Below are 20,210 nucleotides of genomic sequence, written 5' to 3' on the forward strand. Positions count from 1 at the left end.
TTAAAGAAACATCTGCGGGGATTTCAATACTAACCAACCAAAAAAATCTTTAAGATCGTACTCTTGATGTTGTCGATCTTGTATTGTTGTTAGAACTACTGGTTCTATTTTGAGCAGTTCTTTGTGTTTTATTTTCTCTAGATTTAGTAACACTAGGTGTTTTCACCTTTCTCTGACTACTTTTAGCCAGCTGACTATTTCTAGTATTATTTACTGTTCTATTAGATATACGCGCATTTGTGTTATTTGGATTTTTTACTGTGTTTTTATTTTTGTTAATCTTAGTTTTTGAGTCTCGACTATTGATGGTTTTAGGTTTATGACTTCTCTGAGCTACTGTATTATTACGGCTCTTGTAGTTTTTATTAAGAGTACTCTTCCTGTTTTTTTCGACTCTATTCGTTGTTGTAATATTTCTGGAGCTTCTGTAAGCGGTCGCGTAACCTCGGTTCTTGTTTATGGTGTGTCCTCGTCTTGTTGCAATAGCAGTTCTAGGTCTGCTGTTGTTAATAAAAGGTCTAACATAACGATATCTAACAGGACGATAATGTGTTCTGTATGGTTTATTGTAAACAACACAGTAGTTTGGTCTAGGCGCTCGGTAGTACCTGTGCCATGGTCTGTAAATATATCCTCTGTTATAGATGTTTATGTATCCGACAGTGTATGAAAAATAATTATTAGCATTATAATAGACGTTTAAATTCCCTACTCGAGAAATGTTTCCAAAATTGTTATAAAAAATATTAATATTTCCTGCTTGTATAACACGTCCGTAGGCATCATAAAAGATTGGGGTATTCTCAACTTGTATAATGGCCCCATACTCATCGTATTGCACATAACTATTGTAATTGTATCCAGAATTAAAACTAATACTTGTGTTGCCTGCATTTATGGATACATTAACCGTGTTATTGTTTCTAAGAATATTGAAGTCAAACTGCCCATCAGGGAAAATTGAAAATTCAATATTGTTTTCTACAAAAATGAAAGATTTCCCATAGCCTCTGTTGTAATTGTTTATGGCTTCCGAATTGTCCTCATAAGCATGTGCTGCGTTATTTGTAAATAATGAAAGACATAAGCAAAGAAGTAAAAAAGACATGTTGCTTTTTAAACCGTTTAGTTTTGATTTTCTACTTTGGGGTTTTTGTAAGTTTTTCATAGTTGTAAATTTTAAGGTTAACAGTTAGAGTTAAACAAACAGCGTGCCATAAAATAGCTTGATGCTGTATTGTGTTGTTTTTTAGGATCTTACGTGTTTTGCGTTGTTGGTTTTAGAGAGGTTCGATAATCGAATTAGGGTGGTTTTAAATATTTATTTTGTGAAAAAAGCGTATTTTTAAACTTTCCAATGCTGTTAAATGAAAAACAAAGAAGTTTGTAAAAATTGCGAAAAGAAGTTCAAGGAATCTTATAGGTTTTGTCCGTATTGTGGACAACAAGCTAAGGATGAGTTAACTGTAAAAGTGTTGTTTTATAACACTATAAATAATTACTTTGCCTTTGATGCACGTTTTTACAAGAGTTTTTTTCCTTTGTTGTTTAAACCAGGTTATTTAGCAACCAAATTTATAGAAGGTAAGCGTTTAATGTATTTACATCCTGCGCAGATGTATTTATTTGTTTCTATTATTTTTTACTTTTTGTTTTCCTTTGTTCAAAGTGAGCAGGTTAGGAATTTAGATGTCGAGCTTAAAAGGAGCAGCCCGCTTAAAGTTTCTACTGATTATAACAAATCTGAAAAAATCATCGACTCATTAGAAGCTCAGTTTATTGATAATACGTTTGTAGCGGATTCCACTGAAGAAAGTTCTAGCCGTAATGATGTGATTAAAAACCATAATGTTATTGCTAATTTTTCTGAAAAACGGTTATCTACAATGTTGGATTCTGAAAGGGGTGAGCATCATGGGGTTTTGAGTTTTGATTTTAATATAAAACTTCTAGATTCTTTAATTGTGTCTAGAGCTCCTAAAGAAGATATCTTAACGCATATGGGGATGAGTGACAACCCTGGTTATTTTGAAAAACGCTTTTATACGCAAGCCTTAAGGTTTTATGAAACGAGAAGAGGAGGGAGTGTATTGCAAACTTTTTATGATGCGATTCCTATTGCCATGTTTTTTTTACTACCCGTTTTCGCGTTCATTTTGAAGTCATTTTATTTTAAACGTGGCTTATATGCGGAATATTTGGTTTTTAGTTTCTATTATTTCTCGTTTATCTTTACAGTGTTAGGCTTAATGTTATTGATTTACTTCATGTTTGATGTACCTAGTTGGGTGGATCAATTTTGTTATTTAACACTATTTGTTTACTTATTAATTGCTATAAAAAACTTCTATAAACAACGGTGGTTAACGACACTCTTGAAGACGTTTGCGGTAACCTTTATTTTTCTTTCAATCGTAATCCCTATAACAGTGGTTATTCTAAGTGTTTTTGCTTTTTTGTTTTATTAATCTTTAAATTCTTAATGTTTTGAAGGATTATGCATAAAATAAGGTTTTGAATACTTGTGTTTTTTTTAGTTTGCTAGTTTACTTGGTAAAACTCTGTTTTTTAATACTTTGAGTGTCTGTCTATAGTTTCAAAGTCTATGAATTATAAGGGTTGTAGGCGATTTGTCTAGTTTAAATCTAGTTTTAATTCTATTAATAATATTGTTGATGAGTTTGTATCTAGTTGTGAATTTGATAAGATATCACAACGAAAATTATATTTGGTAACACAATTTAACTAAATATTTAAGATTATGAAAAAAATTACTTTATTATTGATGGTGTTAGGTGTAATGGTCTATACCACAAATTTGACTGCTCAAACGAGCTATTCGGTGAGTATGAATGGTGGTACAACTTACGCTTCTAATCCTGGGGTTTTTGCAGATTATGATTGGAGTGGTGTTGGGAATTTTGTATTTGATAATACAAATAGTAGTGCCATAACTTTTAAAATTACTGATTATGATGCTTCTAACCCTGAAGTTGGGCCAGAGTTGTATATTAAACTATTGAGAAGTGGCATGGGGAACGGTCAGCTTGCTTGGGGTTCTGACAACACAACTAATTTGATGACTATTCCTTCTGCAGATTTCACAAATGGTGAAGCTACAGTTACGGTAAGTTTGCCTAATGGTACACTTCCTATAGAACAGACGGCTGACTATGAAAGCGGTTATCAGTGGCTTTTACAAGTATCGGGAGCTAATGGTGGCGGTGCTACATATATAAACTATGTATCTAAAATAGAAGAAGAAATTTTGAGTTCAAAAGATTTCAACAAAAACAAATTAGGAGCATTTTATAATGCTAAGCTTGATGCTGTTGTTGTTGATGATGCTCTAAGTGGAGACTATGCTATTTATGATTTAACAGGAAGACAAGTTGTAAAAGGTGCTATTTCTTCTGAAATTAGTACGTCTTCTTTAAAAAGAGGTATTTATATCTTATCAACGAAAAATGGTGCGTTGAAGTTTGCAAAATAAAACGTTGCGATTATGTGTCGAAAAGGAGCTCAAATTTGAGCTCCTTTTTTTTGCTTAATATTTTTTTTAGCTTAGGTGTCAGGGGTTGTAAACTATAGTTTGTCTAATAAGTATTTGGCGATTTTAGATTTTTTGTTTTTAACAATATCTTCTGGAGTGCCAGAGGTCACAAGGTTTCCGCCTTTTTCTCCGCCACTAGGGCCTAAGTCAATAATAAAATCGGCACATTTTATTAAATCAATATTATGTTCTACAACAATAATGGAATGTCCTTTTTCAATTAATGCATTGAAAGATTTTAAAAGCTTCTGTATATCATGAAAATGGAGTCCTGTGGTAGGTTCGTCGAAAATAAATAAGGCTTTCTCTTTGTTGTTTCCTTTTCCTAGAAATGAGGCTAGTTTTATACGTTGTGCTTCACCGCCAGAGAGGGTTGAAGAGCTTTGTCCTAAAGTCACATAACCTAAACCAACGTCTTGTAGCGGCTGTAATTTGTTTTTAATTTTAGATTGTTCATTTGCATCGAAGAACGCGATGGCATCATCGATGGTTAAATTTAAAATATCATCAATATTTTTTCCTCCGAAAGTAACTTCTAAAACTTCTTTTTTGAAGCGTTTGCCTTTACATGTTTCACATTCTAAATGCACATCGGCCATAAACTGCATTTCAATGGTTACTTCACCTTCACCTTTGCAAGTTTCACAGCGTCCGCCATCTACATTAAATGAAAAATGTTTTGCTTGATAGTTTCGAATGTTACTTAATTTCTGCTTTGAATATAATGCACGAATATCGTCGTAAGCCTTAATATAGGTTACAGGGTTAGATCTGGAGGATCTTCCTATTGGGTTTTGATCGACAAATTCAATGTGATTTATATTACTAAAATTACCTTCAAGCGATGAAAACTGTCCAGCTTTATCGCTAAAATCTGTTAGTTTTTTTTGTAACGCAGGGAATAGTATCTTTTTAACTAATGTGCTTTTTCCACTTCCTGAGACCCCTGTAATAACTGTAAGCATTCCAAGTGGAAAACGTACATCGATATTCTTTAAATTGTTCTCTCGAGCTCCAAGAATATCTACGTAATATTTAGAAGTTCTTCTTGTTTTTGGAATTTCAATATTTAAATCACCATTTAAGTATTTAGCAGTGAGAGACTGCGATTTTAAAATAGCTTTAAAATCGCCTTCAGCAACAACTTCACCTCCTAAAGTTCCAGCTTCGGGGCCTATATCAATAATGGTGTCTGAGGCTTTCATAATATCCTCATCGTGCTCAACTACAATTACAGTGTTCCCTAGGTCTCTTAATGCTTTTAGTACCACTATAAGCTTTTCGGTGTCTTTAGGGTGTAAACCAATACTTGGTTCGTCTAAGATATACATGGAGCCAACTAAGCTGCTTCCTAGGGATGTGGCAAGGTTTATTCGCTGACTTTCTCCTCCTGATAATGTGTTCGATTTTCTGTTCAAGGTTAAATAATCGAGTCCAACATTCGAAAGAAAAGCTAATCTGTTGTTTATTTCTTTTAGAAGTCTATTCGCTATTTTTAAATCGTATGCGTTTAATTCCAATTGATTAAAGAAAGCAGCTAGTTTGTCTAGCGGCATTTCAACTAAATCTGAAATCGTTGCGCCTGAAATTTTCACATAATTAGCTTCAGGTCGTAATCGCTTCCCGTCACAGGCTTTACATTTTGTTTTTCCGCGGTAACGCGAAAGCATGACACGGTTTTGAATTTTATAAGCCTTAGATTCTAACTCAGCAAAAAAAGAATTTAAACCTTCGAAATACTGATTTCCTGTCCAAATAAGTTGTTTTTGGGCTGCTGATAGCTCAAAATAGGGTTTGTGAATCGGGAAGTCAAATTTATGTGAATGGTTTACTAACTGGTCTTTATACCAGCTCATACTATCTCCTCGCCATGGAAAAATTGCGCTTTCGTAAACAGAAAGTCCAGTGTTAGGAATTACTAAATCTTCGTCTATACCAATTATATCACCGTAGCCTTCACATTTTGGACAGGCGCCATAAGGGTTATTGAAACTGAATAAATGGACGTTAGGTTCTAAAAAAGAAATACCGTCTAATTCAAATTTATTACTAAACGACCTTTGTTTATTATCGCTTAATGTTTCTACGAAGCAGGATCCCTTTCCTTCGAAAAAAGCAGTTTGAATCGCGTCTGCTAAACGGTTATAGAAATCTTCTTCGTCTTTTTTAATAACACGATCTACGACTAAAAGGATGTTGTCTTTTTTCGAGATTTTTTCAACTTCATCAATTCTTAAAACCGAATCATTAACCTTAATACGAGCATAACCTTGCTGATTTAGCGTTTTTAGTTTGTCTTCTATCGTTCTACCTTCTTCTAAGGTGATAGGAGCGAGCAGGAGTAGTTTTTCGCCTTCAGAGAATGCTTTTATGTAATTTATAACATCTGTAACGGTGTCTTTCTTTACTTCTAAACCAGAGACGGGTGAGTAGGTTTTTCCAATTCGAGCAAATAAAAGTTTTAAATAATCAAAAATTTCTGTGGTTGTACCTACTGTAGACCTTGGATTAGTTGAATTTACTTTTTGCTCGATTGCTATAGCGGGTGCGATTCCTTTTATATATTCTACCTTTGGTTTATTTAAACGCCCTAAAAACTGACGTGCGTAACTGGATAAGCTTTCTACATAGCGTCTTTGTCCTTCAGCATAAAGCGTATCGAAAGCCAAACTGGATTTTCCAGACCCAGACAAACCTGTGATAACAACTAATTTATTTCGAGGGATGACAACATCGATATTCTTTAAGTTATGCAATTGTGCACCTTTAATTATAATATTTTCTTTAGGGTTTACGTTGTCGATAGTAGATTTCATATGCTTTTTAAGGAGATAATCGTGCAAAGATACTATAAGTAATTGTACCTGAAAAGTGTATTGCATTTCCATGAATTAATAAAAAAAGCTATAAAATATTTTTATATTCGAGTTGAATGTTGTTATATTTGGTGATATTAATCATCATTTTAACAAGTTAAGCCTATAGCATAAAATTACTTACTAAACATTTTAACCTGAAACAACGAAGTTTACTTCGGTGTGTGAAAAAAGTAATTGATATGCAAAACGAACTTGTTACCGACGCTACCTTGGTGAGCAGTTATATAAAAGGAGATGAAAAAGCCTTAGAAACTCTTATAGTAAGGCACAAACAAAAAATCTATAGTTTTATTTATTCTAAAGTTTACGACAGAGATGTTGCTGAAGATATTTTTCAGGACACTTTTATCAAAGTTATTCGTACACTTAAGCGCGGGGCTTATAACGAAGAAGGTAAGTTTTTACCGTGGGTTATGCGTATTTCCCATAATTTAGTCATTGACTTTTTTAGAAAAAGTAACCGAATGCCAAAATTTGATAATTCTGGCGAGTTTAGTATTTTTTCTGTTTTAAGCGATACGAGTTTAAATGCGGAGAAAACTATTATAAAGGAACAAGTTGAAAATGACGTAAGACGTTTGGTTGATAAGTTGCCTGAAGATCAAAGAGAAGTACTGCTTCTGCGTATTTATAATGATATGAGTTTTAAGGAGATATCGGATAAAACTGGCGTAAGTATTAATACAGCTTTAGGTAGAATGCGTTATGCGTTAATTAATTTACGTAAAATAATAGATAAGCATAATATTGTTTTGACGAACTAGACAATAATTTAGTTTTTAAGCCGTTATCTTATAAAATCCCTTAAACATAAGACATGGCGAAAATTTACTCTGAAAATTCTATTAACAAGATGAATAATCTTGAACCGAAAGAAGAAACGGTTAATTTTCTTCTAAGTTACTCCAAGGCTTTAAGTGTTATTGATTGTAATAAAATGAAGTTTGAAGCGCTTCTAAATTAAGTTTTCGAAAGTCCTGAAATTTTAATTTCAGGACTTTTTTTGTTTATAGTAGTCACTTAAAACGGTTTGTCTACCTATTGTTTTGGTGATGATGTCTTTTTCTAAATCCCAGCCTCTTGCGGGTGAATATTCTCTACCGTACCATATAATTTGAAGATGTAAATCGTTCCAAATTTCTCTAGGAAATAGCCTTTTGGCGTCTTTCTCTGTTTGCACAACGTTTTTTCCGTTGGTTAAATTCCAGCGATACATGAGTCTATGTATGTGAGTATCTACAGGGAAGGCAGGTACTCCAAAGGCTTGTGAAATTACTACGCTCGCTGTTTTGTGTCCTACTGCAGGTAATTCTTCAAGCGCCTCTAAATCATTCGGAACTTCTCCGTTATGTTTATCGATTAGGATTTGTGACAGGCCGTGTATCCCTTTGCTTTTCATTGGAGACAAACCTACCGGTTTAATAATCTCTCTAATTTCTTCAACTGAAAGCTTAACCATGTCGTAAGGATTATCAGCTTCTTTAAATAAAAGTGGTGTAATTTGATTAACACGAACATCTGTACTTTGTGCAGACATTAATACTGCGATTAACAGCGTGTAAGGGTCTTTATGATCTAAAGGAATGGGAATTTCGGGGTAAAGATCGTTTAAGGTTTTTATAACAAATTCAACCTTTTCTTGTTTAGTCATAAATCGTATTTTTGTTAAAAATCAAAGTTAAGATTATGAAAACATTAAAACAAGGTGAAACCGTTCCAGATTTCACATCAAAAGACGAACAAGGGAATACGATTTCACTAAGTGATTATAAAGGAAAAAAGCTTATCGTTTTTTTCTATCCTAAGGCGAGCACACCAGGGTGCACAAATGAAGCTTGTAATTTAAGAGATAATTACGAAGCATTACAAGCCCAAGGCTATGAATTGCTAGGGGTTAGTGCTGATTCTGAAAAGAGACAAACAAATTTTAAGACCAAATATAAATTTCCGTTTCCTTTGTTAGCAGATGAAGATAAAACGGTAATCAATGCTTTTGGAGTTTGGGGCCCAAAAAAGTTTATGGGAAGAGAATACGATGGTATTCACAGAAAAACTTTTTTAATTGATGCAAATGGCGTTGTGGAACGCGTCATTGATAAGGTGAAAACAAAAGATCATGCTGCTCAAATACTAGAGTAAATCAAAAAATCCCGTAAAATTTCTGTTTTACGGGATTTTTTAAAATAGGGTACTATGTGTTTATTTTCTTTTTCTACTTAAAGTTAAAGGTTTTCTAGTGTAACCAAATAAACGGTAATCTTTAATGAGTTCTGCAGTGCCTTCAGGAACCATGTCTTCCCAGCCACGCTCTCCGTTGTTAATCATTTGTAATATTTCTCTAGAGAAAATGTTCATGATTTTAGGATCGTAATCTGTAATGTCAATTACTTTACCGTTATATTTAAAGAATTTATATAATTCTTTCATTCTTGGATAAACCTTCAAGTTCTCGCTTGTAATTAATTCCCCGGTTTTAGGGTCAAGCATTGGATATAAGTAAACTTTTAAATCTTTAAAGAATAATTTTCCGAAGGCTTCTAAAATTCCACCACTGATATGTCGGTAATATTTTTCATCGAAAATATCGACTAAATTACTAACGCCCATAGCTAATCCCATTCTCGCTTTTGTGTAGTTTGAGAAGTACTCAACCACCTTAAAGTATTCCTGGAAGTTAGATATCATAACTGAATGACCTATAGAGCACAGTAGATCTGCGCGATCTATAAAATCTTGTTCGTCAATTTCGCCTTCAGCACGTAAATTCGAGAGCGTAATTTCAAAAACGACAACCGTTTTATTAACATCAACCTTGTTTTCTTTAATAAACATGTCGTATGATTTCTCATACATAGCCATGTTCACTTTAGTTACCGGTCTAAAACTTCCGCGTAGCGCTAAAATATTTTTTTTGTAGAACACTTTTGCTGGTAAAACATTTGTGCCGTCTGGTCCAAACATTACGGCATCGGTCATACCATTTTTTACTAACTGTAAACTCATTAATCGGTTATCCACATTATTAAATACAGGTCCCGAAAAGTTAATAGTATCAATTTCTAAGCGGTCTTTATCTAAGTGATCATAAAGATAGCGCAGTAATTTTTTAGGCTCGTTATATTTATAAAACGCACCATAAATTAAATTTGTTCCAAGAATCCCTAATGTTTCTTGTTGCAGTCTGGCATCGGTTTCTTTGAAGCGTAGGTGTAAAATAATTTCATTGTATTCTGCTCCAGCTTCAACTTGATATTTAATTCCTACCCAACCATGACCTTTAAATTGCTTAGCAAAGTCAATTGTAGCTACAGTATTAGCATATGTGAAGAAAATTTTATTCGGATTTTTTTCACGGGTTAACCTGTTTTCCATCAGGCTCATTTCGTGAGCAAGCATTTTACGCAAACGGGCTTCGGTTACATAACGTCCGTCGTCTTCAGCGCCATAAATGGCATCACTAAAATCTTTATCGTAAGCAGACATCGCTTTTGCAATAGTTCCAGATGCACCACCTGCTCTAAAGAAATGTCGACAAGTTTCTTGTCCAGCTCCAATTTCGGCAAAAGTTCCGTAAATATTTTCGTTTAAATTGATGCGAAGTGCTTTAGATTTTAATGAAGGAATATCATCAAACTCTTTATCTCCTGTAATGGTAATTTCCATATGAAAACAAGTTATATCGTGTGATACAAAGGTATCAAATAAGTATAGCAAACAAAAAAATAACCTTATTTTTGGCTAAAAATTATCAAATTTTGAAAATAACGTTTCTCGGTACAGGTACTTCGCAAGGAATCCCCATCATAGGGAGCAACCATCCTGTTTGTAAAAGTGCAAACCCGAAAGATAAGCGTTTACGAGTGTCTGTTTTGATCGAATGGAACGACTATAATTATGTAATTGATTGTGGTCCAGATTTCAGGTATCAAATGCTACGTGCTGAGTGTTATAGAATAGATGCGATAATTTTCACGCATGAGCATTCAGATCATGTCATGGGATTGGATGATATTCGTCCGTTTTATTTCAAACAAGGTAACATTTCCATCTATGCGCACAAGCGTGTATTAAAAGCTTTAAAGAAGCGATTTGATTACATTTTTGCTACAAAAAATAAATATCCAGGTGCGCCGTCGTTAAATGTGCACCGTATAAAGAACAAATCGTTTCAATTAAATGAGGGGGTTGTTGTACCAATAAAAGGGATGCATGCCGATTTGGAGGTTTTTGGTTATCGGTTTAATGAGTTTGCATATTTAACTGATATGAAAACAGTTTCAGAAAAAGAAATAGAAAAATTAAAAGGAGTGAAGGTGCTGGTGGTTAATGCTTTGCGAATTGATGCACATCATTCACATTTTAATTTAGAAGAAGCTTTAAGTTTTATTGAAAAGGTAAACCCGGAAAAAGCTTACTTAACACATATTAGTCATTTGTTAGGATTTCATGATGACGTTGAAAAAGCGTTGCCAGATCATGTGTCTTTAGCTTATGATGGTTTAGAAATAACAATTTAAAATTTATAAAATGAAGCAAAAAATTTTCATGTATTTATTCGTCTTTGCGAGTTTACTCGTATTATTTCAGTATGTAAATGCTAAGAACGTATTTGAAGATATTGACAACAAACTGGTTAGTGCAAGAACGCAGTTAAAAAAATATAAAGATTCGGTAGCTGTTTTAAATAATGAAATGTTGAAAGTATCTCATTTTAATCTAGATAGAAATGAAGATGCGATTACTTACTTTGAAAATGAAGGTTATAAAATAGATGAGCTCATTCCCTTTATTAAAGATGAACTTTATAAGCTAAATGAAGTAAAAGGGGAACACCCACTTATACCGTATGCTTCCAGCGAAGGCAGAAAAATGATGCTGAATACCATTAAGTTGTTAAATCACAAATGGATTATTGCAGATTTTTCAGATGGTGAATTTTGGGGTGAATTGCTTTTAACTTATGAAATTACAGAAGACAGGGAATTAAAGTTCAATCTCGTTGAACATTTTCTTTACCCGCTTCAATAAACTTATTTCGTTTTATAAGCAGTGCCTTGCTGTTTTTTAGTTTCGCCTACATATGAGTATTCGTAAGTATAGGACGAATCGGTTGTGGTTAATATTTTTAAATGAATATCCTTGCGCTCGGCCATGTTTTTGGGGTTTATGGTTTTAAAAACGACTTCACAGTCATTTATCCAGCGTAGCTTAGAGGAATCAATTTTATTATCATAGGTCTCTACTTGAATGTTTTTATCTCGTTTAAAGGTAGATTTAAACACAACACCATCTATAGTAACTTCACTGTAAAATTCGCCAATTTGATATGGTTTGCAGTCTCTAGCTTTCTCATAGCAGCTACACAAAACGAAAAGTAAAATAAGGGGCAGGAATCGCATAAAATTGTTTTTAGCAAAATTAATAAAGAATATGCTTAATTCATGTAGTTTTTAAAAGTTCCGTCGGAATAAAAAATAACAATGCGATCAATGGTTTTATCTTCAGTAGGAAGGCTGTGTGTTTTGTGTACTGTAATTTCTTCAAAATTAAAATTTGTTTGCGGATTTTGAGATTTACGATTCTCAGGCTTCGGAAGTTTTTCTTCGCTCTGAGGAAATTCGCCTTTACCATTTAACAGCCAATATAAATTCACTTCAGGAAAAGCTGAAAGTATTTTAAGAACAAAATCTAAACTGGGTTTATTTCTTCCCGATAGGATATGAGAAATACTTGATCGCTGTACATCTATCTTTTCAGCAAAAGAAGAAGCGGACTCGCCATAATAATCCATGACTTTTTGAAGTCGTTTAATGAAATCTTCGTTGTTTACCATTGTAAATTGTTTTTTAATAAAACCCTGTTACAAATGTAATGATTTATATGGAATTATAGTTTAATAATGTAAATTAAGGTGTTGAAACGTGTAATTAATAGTTTAAATAAGAGTATTTAACTTACTGAAAAATAAATAAATAAACGTATTTAAGGATGTTTGTTTATAATTCTAAATTACCTCTGTTAAAACACTTTAAAAACCGTTTATAAATGTAAACTCATCGCTTGATTTGATTGTTTACATTTGTAATAAACTAAATGTTTACATTTGTAACCTAAATAAAAAGCATGAAAATAGAAGATATAAAATCCTTGTTTTTAAAATACAAAGCGGCAGACTTACATGGTCGATATATAACTAATCAACATATAGAACCATTACTATCTAAATTACCAAAAGAAGCTACTGTAAATATTATAGGACGTTCTGTTCAGGATAAACCTATATATAGTATAAAAATTGGTCAAGGGAAAAAGCGTTTATTATTATGGTCACAAATGCACGGAAACGAGTCTACAACGACTAAAGCACTTTTTGATCTATTAAACACTCTTTTAGATAATCAAGCAGCTCTTAAATACCTTTTTGAGGCTTGTACATTATATATTATTCCTATTTTAAACCCTGACGGTGCAGCGGCTTATACACGCATAAATGCTAATGCCGTTGATTTAAATAGGGACGCGCAGAACTTAACACAACCTGAAAGTCGCGTGTTACGTACTGTTTTTAATGAATTTAAACCTCATTTTTGCTATAATTTACATGGCCAACGTACTATTTTTAGTGCAGGAAATATAAATAAGTCGGCAACAGTGTCTTTTTTAACCCCTGCAGAAGATGAAGCTTGTACTATTACACAGCAACGAAAGGTTTCTATGGAGGTTATTGCAGTTATGAATGCTGCTTTACAAGAAGTGATACCAGATCAAGTTGGTGTGTACGACGATGCTTTTAATATCAATTGTGTAGGGGATACATTCCAGAGCGAAAATGTACCAACCATATTATTTGAATCAGGACACTATCATGAAGATTACGATCGTGAGAAAACACGAGAGCTTATTTATATAGCTTACCTAACATCTCTAAATTACATCGCTAAAAACGATGTTACAGGTGCTTATTATAAGCCTTATTTAGACATCCCTGAAAACGAGAAACTCTTTTTTGATATTATTATTCGAAATGCCAAGGTAAATGGAGTAGTAGTTGACTTAGGAATCCAGTACCAAGAGTCGTTAAACGGTAAAATATTAGAATTTATACCTAAAATTCTAAAAATAGAAAAACTTGAAAGGTTTTATGGGCACAAAGAAATAGAAGCTCATGGTAATGAAGTACTTAATGAAAGCGGGGAGCAGTTAGAAATTGATAGCGAAAACGTTTTAGTTCAAATAAATGGTGAAAAAGTGTTGTTGAAAACAAAATAAATCACACATTTTATATATTATCTTTAAAGAAAATGTATTAATTTTGCTTTATATTTAAGAATAGTTAATTATGGGTAAAATAAAATTAGACGAAATAGATCATCAAATTCTTGACATGTTAATAGATAACACAAGAATTCCATTTACAGACATAGCGAAAAAATTATTAATTTCTGCAGGAACGGTTCATGTACGTGTAAAAAAGATGGAGGAATCGGGAATTATTAAAGGTTCGTCATTAATGTTAGACTACAAAAAATTAGGGTATTCTTTTATAGCCTATGTTGGAGTTTATTTAAACAACACCTCTCAAACAAAGTTTGTTTTAGAGCGTATTAATGAGATTGCTTATGTAACAGTAGCACATATTACTACAGGAAAATTTAATATCTTCTGTAAAATTAGAGCTAGAAGTACAGAGCACGCTAAAGAAGTAATCTTTTTATTAGATGATATAGAAGGTGTTTATAGAACAGAAACAATGATATCGTTAGAAGAAAGTATTAACGATAAAAAACGTTTAATGCATTCTATTTTTAATGAAATGTAAGTTGTAAAACATTTAGAATTTATATAAAAGCCCTTTTTAAGGGCTTTTTTTATGTTCTTAATAGAGTAAATTGGTCACTCATCTAATCTAATATTAACGTAATATAAATTCATGTACATTTGGTTGTAATGTTAAAAAGACACCCAATTTATCTATGAATATATTAGTTACCTCTGCAGGAAAAAGAGTTTCCTTAGTTAGAGCTTTTCAGAAGGAATTAAAAGCATTAACCCCAATAGGAAAGGTTTTTGCCGCAGACTGCAACATACAGCTTTCTGCAGCTTGCCATGTTGCAGACGAGGCTTTTCGACTTCCTCGTGTGGATGAAAAAACTTTTTTAAATGAATTATTAAAAGTTTGTTTAAGTAATAATGTCAAGCTTATTATCCCCACAATTGATACCGAATTAAAGATATTAGCCGAACATAGCGAACTTTTAGCTGAAAATGGTATTATAACCATAGTGTCTTCTATTGATTTTATTAAAATTTGTAGAGATAAGCGTAAAATGAGTGCTTTTTTCACGACTCACGGCATTGATATTGCGAAGGAATATTCAAAAACAGATTATGAACTACCATTATTTATTAAGCCATTAAATGGGAGTAGGAGTGTTGACACTTTTGTAATCTTAAAGGAAGAAGATCTTACCGATTATCATTTTAATAAAGAAAACTTAATGTTTTTAGAGTATTTAGACCACTCTGAATACGAGGAGTTTACCTGTGATCTTTATTATAACAAAAATAGTACCTTAAAATGTGTAGTTCCGCGAAAGCGTATAGAAGTTAGAGATGGAGAGGTTAATAAGGGGATTACAGATAAAAATGTACTGGTTGAATATATTAAAACACATTTGAATACAATAGAAGGTGTAAAGGGCTGTTTAACAGCTCAGTTTTTCAAACATAAAAAAACTCATAAAATTTATGGCATTGAAATTAATGCTAGGTTTGGTGGTGGATTCCCGTTATCCTACCTCGCCGGTGCGAATTATGCTAAATGGATTATTGAAGAGTATTTATTTAATAAACCAGTTGAAAATTATGATGGATGGGAAGATAAATTGTTGATGCTTCGATATGATAATGAAGTTTTAGTTCGTAATTATAATGAATAAAACGGTTTTAGTGTTCGATCTGGACGACACATTATATAAAGAAATAGACTTTTTAAAATCTGCCTATAAAGAGATTTCAAATTTGATAGCTTCTGTAACTCCTGTGAGCTCATCAATTATTTATAATCAAATGTTTAGTTTTTATGAAAATGATTTAAATGCTTTTGAGGAAATTTTAAAATATTATAAACTTGAGAAGTTTTCAGCTTTAGACTTAGTTCAAATATACAGGAATCATGAACCCTCAATTTCTCTAACTAAAGATATTCAGGAGTTATTGACTAGGTTAAAAAAACATACATATAAAATTGGCTTAATTACCGATGGAAGAAGTGTGCAACAACGCAGTAAATTAAAGGCTTTAAATCTTTTAGACTATTTTGATGATATAATAATTTCTGAAGAATTTGGATCTGAAAAACCGAGCTCATTGAACTTTGAATATTATGTAAACAAGTATGGTGCTGATTTTAAATACTTTTACGTGGGTGATAATACTAAAAAAGATTTCATTGCACCAAACCAGTTAGGCTGGACGAGTGTATGTTTGAAGGATGTTGGGCAAAATATTCATAACCAGGATTTTGATATTTCAGAAGAACAAAAACCAAAACATCTTATAGAAAGTCTTGAATCAGTTGAGACACTTGTGCTTTATGGTTCGTTAAGTTAAATGTTTTTATCTCTTACAATGTGAAGCGGGGCTTGTATTTCATTTAAATCTACAGACACATCACTTGAAGAAAGTACTCTATTTGCGGTTTTAAGTAAAATTTTAAAATCTAATTGCCAAGTTAGGTTTTCCACATAATAAACATCATATTCTAGTTTTTTGTCCCATTCAAGGTAGTTTCTACCATTTACTTGTGCATAACCTGTAATTCCTGGTCTTACCTGATGTCTCTTCTTTTCAGTTTTAGTGTAATAGGGTAGGTATATGGGCAAAAAAGGCCTGGGACCTACCAGAGACATGTCTCCTTTCAATACGTTTATGAGTTGAGGGATTTCATCTAAAGACGTTTTTCTTATAAAGTTTCCAAATTTAGTAACACGTTCGGTATCTGGTAATAAATTTCCTTCTGCATCCTTTTTATCTGTCATGGATTTAAACTTAATGATTCTAAAAATATGTTCATTTAAACCAGGACGTTTTTGATAGAAAAAGGGATTCGACTTATTTGTAATGAGAAGAATGAGGTAAACAGTTATGAAAACGGGTGATAAAACTATTAGGCCAAAAAAGGCACTTGAAAAATCAAAAATTCGCTTAATAAATAGTTGGTACATTTTTTATTGGATGAATGGTTGGTAATATAGTGATAGAAAACTCACTTTAGTGACTGGTATTCTTTGAGTAATGATTTCCAAATCACTTTTCTTTCGAAATTGTCAATTATAAATTGTCTTGATTTTATTCCCATGGCTTTAGCTTTTTTAGGGTTGTCTAAAACAGTTTGCATGGCTTCCTGAAGTGCTTCAGTATTTTTAACAGGAATAATGAAACCGGAAATGTTTTCTTTAATAATTTCATTACAACCATTGATATTTGTTACTATTCCAGGCAATTCCATGGCTCCTGCTTGAAGTACAACATTTGGAAACCCTTCCCGGTAACTTGGGAATACTAAGCAATCAGAAATTAATAAATAAGGTCTTACATCATTTTTCCAACCCGGGTTAATAATGTTTTTATTTGTTGTAATTGCTTGTAAAGTTTCTGGTTTTAGAGGATCTAAATCACTTTCAAAACTTCCAACAAGGAGTAATTTGATGTTTTTTTGTTTTTTTGATAGCTCCAAAAAGGATGCGACTAACTCATTTATACCTTTGTCGGTAACCAGTCGTCCTACAAAAACAAAAACAAAATCGCTTTCCTGAATATTTAGGTCTTTTCTTAGATTTTTTAAGTTATTATTGAAAGCTGGCGAAAAATAACTAGTGTCAATGCCGTTTGAACTTCCATTTCCTATAACTTTTAATTTATCTTTTGATGTGAATTTTTGATCTAAAATAATATCAAATAACCCGTTGGAATTAGGATATACCTTTGTAGCACAATGATATGTTAGTTTTTCAACCGTATTTAAAACAAGTCGTTTAAAACCTTTCGCTTCTAATAAAGGCATGCCAGCAACGGTATGCAAGCGGTGAGGTACACCAGCTAATTTAGCGGCCAACATAGAAACGGTTCCAGCTTTGGGGGTGTGAGAATGGATTATGTATGGCTTTTCCTTTTTTAAAACTGAATATAACTTCCAAACACTTTTTAAATCTTTTATAGGGGTAATTTGCCTAGTGAGCTCTATAGGAATCATAGGGATGCCTTCCAATTTTGAAACCGCATCTATGTCATTTTTATTTGAAGAAGAAATGCCTGTAACCTCAAAGTGATTAGACATAAATTGAGATTGACCAGACAGCAATATGTTTAAAGAGTAAGGCACTGTAGTTACTCTAAACAATTTTTTTTTCATGTTTTTTTGTGCTGAAATTCAGAGCCTGAAAGTATAAAACATAATTAATATTTAAAAGTAAATTAAGGTTTCATTTATAGATGTAAAGTAGGCTGATTTTATTTTGCTGAAATAAAGTGTATTGTAGTTTGTCGATTATTTCATTGTTTTTTCTAAGTATTGAAAATCAGTCTATTATTTGGGGGACGAATGAAGGTTATTGGATGCTGGTACAGATTGTTTTTAAAATATTTTTAATTTATAAATACATTAAAATCAGTGTATTAAAGTTTTTTTTTGTTCCTTTTTTAAAATAATATAATCCAAATTGTTGATTAGGCCGTAGCTCTAAGAGTGAATAGTATTAAAAAAAGATGTTTTTTATCTATAAAAAAATACATTTAATCGATTTTTTGATTAAAAAAATGTATTTTGCCGATAATAAATAGTCTTTTAACGATATTTTAAAAAAGATTTTTAATCAAACTTAGACATTATTAATTGCATTGCCACAAATCATTATCTTTATGAAAACAACCTTTAACCTTATGATGCTTACTGTTTTACTATTATTAGTCACGACATCATGTAACAATGAAGACCTTTTTGTTGATACGAACTCCGAGGAAATCGAAGTAATTATAACCGAAGAAAAAGAAGAAGGAATAGAGCTGAATGAAAATGAGTTTACATTTATTCCTGAACGTTGGGGGATTGTAGAAGGTAAAGTTAGTGATGATGTAGCTAGAAGCAACCGAGATATTCTAGAAGCGATGATGATAAAAGCAAAATCTAATGGTATTACGACTTTTAAGATAGATAAAATGGATGCCTATTTTAAAGTTGATGGACCTTTAAATGAAGGAACACCAGAAATACATGCTATTAATATTCCTTCTGACTTTAAATTAAAAATGACTAATGATACGCATTTAAGGATGCAGCCTAATGGACATTTTAGGCCGACTTTATTGGGTATTTCTAATGAAAATAATATTACTATTCAAGGTGGTGTTTTACATGGCGATCGAGAGGAACATAATTATAACTCTGGTTATGTAGATTCTGATGGAGCGACAGGAGGATCTCACGAGTGGGGGCATACTATGAGAATAAAGGGTGGTAAAAATATTGTAATTGATGGCGTTGTATTTCAAGATGCTACTGGTGATGGTTTAAATATCTCTAGTATATATCATTATTTTGATTCGAGACATATTAGAGCAGAGAATATTACAATAAAAAACAGTAAATTTTTAAGAGCGAGAAGAATTAATTTGTCATTAACCAACTGTGAAAATATTGTTATCCAAGATAATGAATTTATCGATGGAGGAGTTGATATGGCAAAATCGAAAGGTACATCTCCGTCTTGTCAATTTAATATTGAGCCTGTTAGAGAAAGAGATGCTAATAATAACCTTATAGAGTATGAAAGGGTTAATAATATATTTGTTAGTGGAAATAAAGGTATTATTTCAGGAAATTACTCAGGTGGAGGAGGTTTCTTTGTCTCTCACGGTAACGGACCTATAATTTTTGAAAAAAACGATTTAGATTCTGGAATTGGGTTTGCGACTGCAGATGGTGTTATTATAAGAAATAACATTGCTAGAGGGAGTATATCGGCAGGTAAAACAGATAATTATAATCGTGTTGATTTTGTTTTTGGTAATGAAGTTTATGAAAACACCGTTTATAATGGAGTGTATGTAGGAGGAAATGGCGTCTTATTAAGAGATAACTATATTGAAGGTGAAACAGGTATTTATCTAGGTGCAGGTGGTAAAAATAGTAGTGTTGGAGTGTCAAATTCTGTAATTAAAAATAATACAATAAAAGCCTCAGATAGAGGAATTATATCTATAAATACTACAACTAACACCATAATTGAAGGAAATAAATTGGAGATGCTTTCAGGTAGTAGTTTTGCGCTTAATCTTAATAATGCATGGACAGGGAGTGGTAAATCTAATTATGTCGTAAATAACAATGAAATTACTGGTACCAGAGGAAATGACTCAGGAGCTCATGCGAGCATAATAGGTGCTAATTCAATAGAAGTAACGAATAATAAATTAGGATGTGTTATTATGAATCAAAGTCAAAACATTCTTTTCAAAGGTAATACGATTGATGCAGAAATCAATAAAAACGGGTTATTGTTTAATTATGATTGTCAAAATTCTACTTTTGAAGAAAATAAAATTATAATCTATACCTCAAAAACGCCACTTAATATTAAGGCCATTGAAGTAAAGAATGGCGTTAACTTGTCTTCAAGTGTTTTAATTAATAAAAATGATACTATAGAGCGATAATATCTATGATGAAAGATAGTTATTTTTAAATGGTCTTAGAGTTAAAATTAAATGCATTAAAAAGG

At 32.3% G+C, this 20,210-nt stretch carries 20 protein-coding genes; 12 read left to right on the forward strand and 8 right to left on the reverse strand.

Features of this window, described 5'->3' with window-relative positions:
* Positions 1-49: 49 nt before the first annotated feature.
* Positions 50-1,168 (reverse strand): hypothetical protein, encoded by a 1,119-nt coding sequence (locus Q4566_RS04205; protein WP_303418631.1) that lies wholly within the window; start codon positions 1,166-1,168, stop codon positions 50-52.
* 199 nt (positions 1,169-1,367) lie between these two features.
* Here Q4566_RS04205 and Q4566_RS04210 point away from each other — a divergent pair, with 199 nt between their 5' ends.
* Together Q4566_RS04210 and Q4566_RS04215 are read left to right on the forward strand one after the other, a co-directional pair.
* Positions 1,368-2,468, forward strand: coding sequence for a DUF3667 domain-containing protein (locus tag Q4566_RS04210; RefSeq protein ID WP_303418634.1), 1,101 nt, complete (start codon positions 1,368-1,370; stop codon positions 2,466-2,468).
* A 293-nt stretch (positions 2,469-2,761) separates the two neighbouring features.
* Complete coding sequence (locus Q4566_RS04215) at positions 2,762-3,493, forward strand: T9SS type A sorting domain-containing protein (protein ID WP_303418637.1); 732 nt, start codon at positions 2,762-2,764, stop codon at positions 3,491-3,493.
* Positions 3,494-3,585: 92 nt separating this feature from the next.
* On the opposite strand, the gene uvrA is transcribed toward Q4566_RS04215, so the two are convergent.
* Positions 3,586-6,369 carry an excinuclease ABC subunit UvrA gene (uvrA, locus tag Q4566_RS04220; protein ID WP_303418640.1) on the reverse strand — a complete coding sequence of 928 codons (2,784 nt, stop codon included), beginning with the start codon at positions 6,367-6,369 and terminating at the stop codon, positions 3,586-3,588.
* Between the two features lie 242 nt (positions 6,370-6,611).
* Here uvrA and Q4566_RS04225 point away from each other — a divergent pair, with 242 nt between their 5' ends.
* Both Q4566_RS04225 and Q4566_RS04230 read left to right on the forward strand, forming a co-directional pair.
* Positions 6,612-7,196, forward strand: a complete 585-nt coding sequence (locus tag Q4566_RS04225) for an RNA polymerase sigma factor (protein WP_303418643.1) — start codon at positions 6,612-6,614, stop codon at positions 7,194-7,196.
* Between the two features lie 53 nt (positions 7,197-7,249).
* A complete protein-coding gene (locus Q4566_RS04230) occupies positions 7,250-7,396 on the forward strand; it encodes a hypothetical protein (RefSeq protein ID WP_303418645.1) in 147 nt (48 codons plus the stop codon).
* A 27-nt stretch (positions 7,397-7,423) separates the two neighbouring features.
* On the opposite strand, the gene nth is transcribed toward Q4566_RS04230, so the two are convergent.
* Positions 7,424-8,083, reverse strand: coding sequence for an endonuclease III (gene nth / locus Q4566_RS04235; protein ID WP_303418647.1), 660 nt, complete (start codon positions 8,081-8,083; stop codon positions 7,424-7,426).
* A gap of 35 nt (positions 8,084-8,118) precedes the next feature.
* Between nth and bcp the strand changes: the two genes are divergently transcribed.
* Entirely contained in the window at positions 8,119-8,571 is a 453-nt protein-coding gene (gene bcp, locus Q4566_RS04240; protein WP_303418650.1) for a thioredoxin-dependent thiol peroxidase, read from the forward strand.
* Positions 8,572-8,631: 60 nt separating this feature from the next.
* Here bcp and Q4566_RS04245 read toward each other — a convergent pair whose 3' ends face one another.
* A complete protein-coding gene (locus Q4566_RS04245) occupies positions 8,632-10,095 on the reverse strand; it encodes a TonB-dependent receptor (protein ID WP_303418652.1) in 1,464 nt (487 codons plus the stop codon).
* A 92-nt stretch (positions 10,096-10,187) separates the two neighbouring features.
* Between Q4566_RS04245 and Q4566_RS04250 the strand changes: the two genes are divergently transcribed.
* Together Q4566_RS04250 and Q4566_RS04255 are read left to right on the forward strand one after the other, a co-directional pair.
* Positions 10,188-10,949: an MBL fold metallo-hydrolase gene (locus Q4566_RS04250; protein ID WP_303418655.1), complete on the forward strand. Its 762-nt coding sequence runs from the start codon at positions 10,188-10,190 to the stop codon at positions 10,947-10,949.
* A gap of 10 nt (positions 10,950-10,959) precedes the next feature.
* A complete protein-coding gene (locus Q4566_RS04255; RefSeq protein WP_303418657.1) occupies positions 10,960-11,460 on the forward strand; it encodes a hydrolase in 501 nt (166 codons plus the stop codon).
* 2 nt (positions 11,461-11,462) lie between these two features.
* Here the strand turns inward: Q4566_RS04255 and Q4566_RS04260 are convergent, their stop codons facing one another.
* Together Q4566_RS04260 and Q4566_RS04265 are read right to left on the reverse strand one after the other, a co-directional pair.
* Positions 11,463-11,831: a DNA topoisomerase IV gene (locus Q4566_RS04260; protein WP_303418659.1), complete on the reverse strand. Its 369-nt coding sequence runs from the start codon at positions 11,829-11,831 to the stop codon at positions 11,463-11,465.
* Positions 11,832-11,866: 35 nt separating this feature from the next.
* On the reverse strand, positions 11,867-12,265 hold the full coding sequence (locus tag Q4566_RS04265) for a helix-turn-helix domain-containing protein (protein ID WP_303418661.1): 399 nt from the start codon (positions 12,263-12,265) through the stop codon (positions 11,867-11,869).
* 290 nt (positions 12,266-12,555) lie between these two features.
* Between Q4566_RS04265 and Q4566_RS04270 the strand changes: the two genes are divergently transcribed.
* The 4 genes from Q4566_RS04270 to Q4566_RS04285 all read left to right on the forward strand — a co-directional run bounded on the left by Q4566_RS04270 (position 12,556) and on the right by Q4566_RS04285 (position 16,044).
* Entirely contained in the window at positions 12,556-13,701 is a 1,146-nt protein-coding gene (locus Q4566_RS04270) for a M14 family zinc carboxypeptidase (protein ID WP_303418664.1), read from the forward strand.
* A gap of 70 nt (positions 13,702-13,771) precedes the next feature.
* Positions 13,772-14,251 (forward strand): Lrp/AsnC family transcriptional regulator, encoded by a 480-nt coding sequence (locus Q4566_RS04275; protein ID WP_067148328.1) that lies wholly within the window; start codon positions 13,772-13,774, stop codon positions 14,249-14,251.
* Positions 14,252-14,405: 154 nt separating this feature from the next.
* A complete protein-coding gene (locus tag Q4566_RS04280; protein ID WP_303418689.1) occupies positions 14,406-15,371 on the forward strand; it encodes an ATP-grasp domain-containing protein in 966 nt (321 codons plus the stop codon).
* Positions 15,364-16,044 carry an HAD family hydrolase gene (locus tag Q4566_RS04285; protein ID WP_303418692.1) on the forward strand — a complete coding sequence of 227 codons (681 nt, stop codon included), beginning with the start codon at positions 15,364-15,366 and terminating at the stop codon, positions 16,042-16,044. Before Q4566_RS04280 ends, Q4566_RS04285 begins: the two co-directional genes overlap by 8 nt.
* On the opposite strand, the gene Q4566_RS04290 is transcribed toward Q4566_RS04285, so the two are convergent.
* Both Q4566_RS04290 and Q4566_RS04295 read right to left on the reverse strand, forming a co-directional pair.
* Positions 16,041-16,658 (reverse strand): sugar transferase, encoded by a 618-nt coding sequence (locus tag Q4566_RS04290; RefSeq protein ID WP_303418694.1) that lies wholly within the window; start codon positions 16,656-16,658, stop codon positions 16,041-16,043. The two genes, Q4566_RS04285 and Q4566_RS04290, sit on opposite strands and share 4 nt — an antisense overlap.
* Before the next feature lie 41 nt (positions 16,659-16,699).
* Positions 16,700-17,845 (reverse strand): glycosyltransferase family 4 protein, encoded by a 1,146-nt coding sequence (locus tag Q4566_RS04295; protein ID WP_303418697.1) that lies wholly within the window; start codon positions 17,843-17,845, stop codon positions 16,700-16,702.
* 506 nt (positions 17,846-18,351) lie between these two features.
* On the opposite strand from Q4566_RS04295, the gene Q4566_RS04300 reads away from it, so the two are divergent.
* A complete protein-coding gene (locus Q4566_RS04300) occupies positions 18,352-20,145 on the forward strand; it encodes a hypothetical protein (RefSeq protein WP_303418701.1) in 1,794 nt (597 codons plus the stop codon).
* Positions 20,146-20,210 lie beyond the last annotated feature (65 nt).

The sequence above is a fragment of the Tamlana sp. 2_MG-2023 genome, assembly GCF_030548465.1.
Classification (GTDB): Bacteria; Bacteroidota; Bacteroidia; order Flavobacteriales; family Flavobacteriaceae; genus Pseudotamlana.

Bases quoted from the DNA above. Each gene is read 5' to 3' on its own strand.
- nth (WP_303418647.1), bottom strand. From the start codon at position 8,083: ATGACTAAACAAGAAAAGGTTGAATTTGTTATAAAAACCTTAAACGAT.
- Q4566_RS04215 (WP_303418637.1), top strand. From the start codon at position 2,762: ATGAAAAAAATTACTTTATTATTGATGGTGTTAGGTGTAATGGTCTAT.
- Q4566_RS04270 (WP_303418664.1), top strand. From the start codon at position 12,556: ATGAAAATAGAAGATATAAAATCCTTGTTTTTAAAATACAAAGCGGCA.
- bcp (WP_303418650.1), top strand. From the start codon at position 8,119: ATGAAAACATTAAAACAAGGTGAAACCGTTCCAGATTTCACATCAAAA.
- Q4566_RS04275 (WP_067148328.1), top strand. From the start codon at position 13,772: ATGGGTAAAATAAAATTAGACGAAATAGATCATCAAATTCTTGACATG.
- Q4566_RS04245 (WP_303418652.1), bottom strand. From the start codon at position 10,095: ATGGAAATTACCATTACAGGAGATAAAGAGTTTGATGATATTCCTTCA.
- Q4566_RS04225 (WP_303418643.1), top strand. From the start codon at position 6,612: ATGCAAAACGAACTTGTTACCGACGCTACCTTGGTGAGCAGTTATATA.
- Q4566_RS04205 (WP_303418631.1), bottom strand. From the start codon at position 1,168: ATGAAAAACTTACAAAAACCCCAAAGTAGAAAATCAAAACTAAACGGT.
- Q4566_RS04260 (WP_303418659.1), bottom strand. From the start codon at position 11,831: ATGCGATTCCTGCCCCTTATTTTACTTTTCGTTTTGTGTAGCTGCTAT.
- Q4566_RS04280 (WP_303418689.1), top strand. From the start codon at position 14,406: ATGAATATATTAGTTACCTCTGCAGGAAAAAGAGTTTCCTTAGTTAGA.
- Q4566_RS04210 (WP_303418634.1), top strand. From the start codon at position 1,368: ATGAAAAACAAAGAAGTTTGTAAAAATTGCGAAAAGAAGTTCAAGGAA.
- Q4566_RS04290 (WP_303418694.1), bottom strand. From the start codon at position 16,658: ATGTACCAACTATTTATTAAGCGAATTTTTGATTTTTCAAGTGCCTTT.
- Q4566_RS04230 (WP_303418645.1), top strand. From the start codon at position 7,250: ATGGCGAAAATTTACTCTGAAAATTCTATTAACAAGATGAATAATCTT.
- Q4566_RS04265 (WP_303418661.1), bottom strand. From the start codon at position 12,265: ATGGTAAACAACGAAGATTTCATTAAACGACTTCAAAAAGTCATGGAT.
- Q4566_RS04255 (WP_303418657.1), top strand. From the start codon at position 10,960: ATGAAGCAAAAAATTTTCATGTATTTATTCGTCTTTGCGAGTTTACTC.
- Q4566_RS04285 (WP_303418692.1), top strand. From the start codon at position 15,364: ATGAATAAAACGGTTTTAGTGTTCGATCTGGACGACACATTATATAAA.
- Q4566_RS04300 (WP_303418701.1), top strand. From the start codon at position 18,352: ATGAAAACAACCTTTAACCTTATGATGCTTACTGTTTTACTATTATTA.
- Q4566_RS04295 (WP_303418697.1), bottom strand. From the start codon at position 17,845: ATGAAAAAAAAATTGTTTAGAGTAACTACAGTGCCTTACTCTTTAAAC.
- uvrA (WP_303418640.1), bottom strand. From the start codon at position 6,369: ATGAAATCTACTATCGACAACGTAAACCCTAAAGAAAATATTATAATT.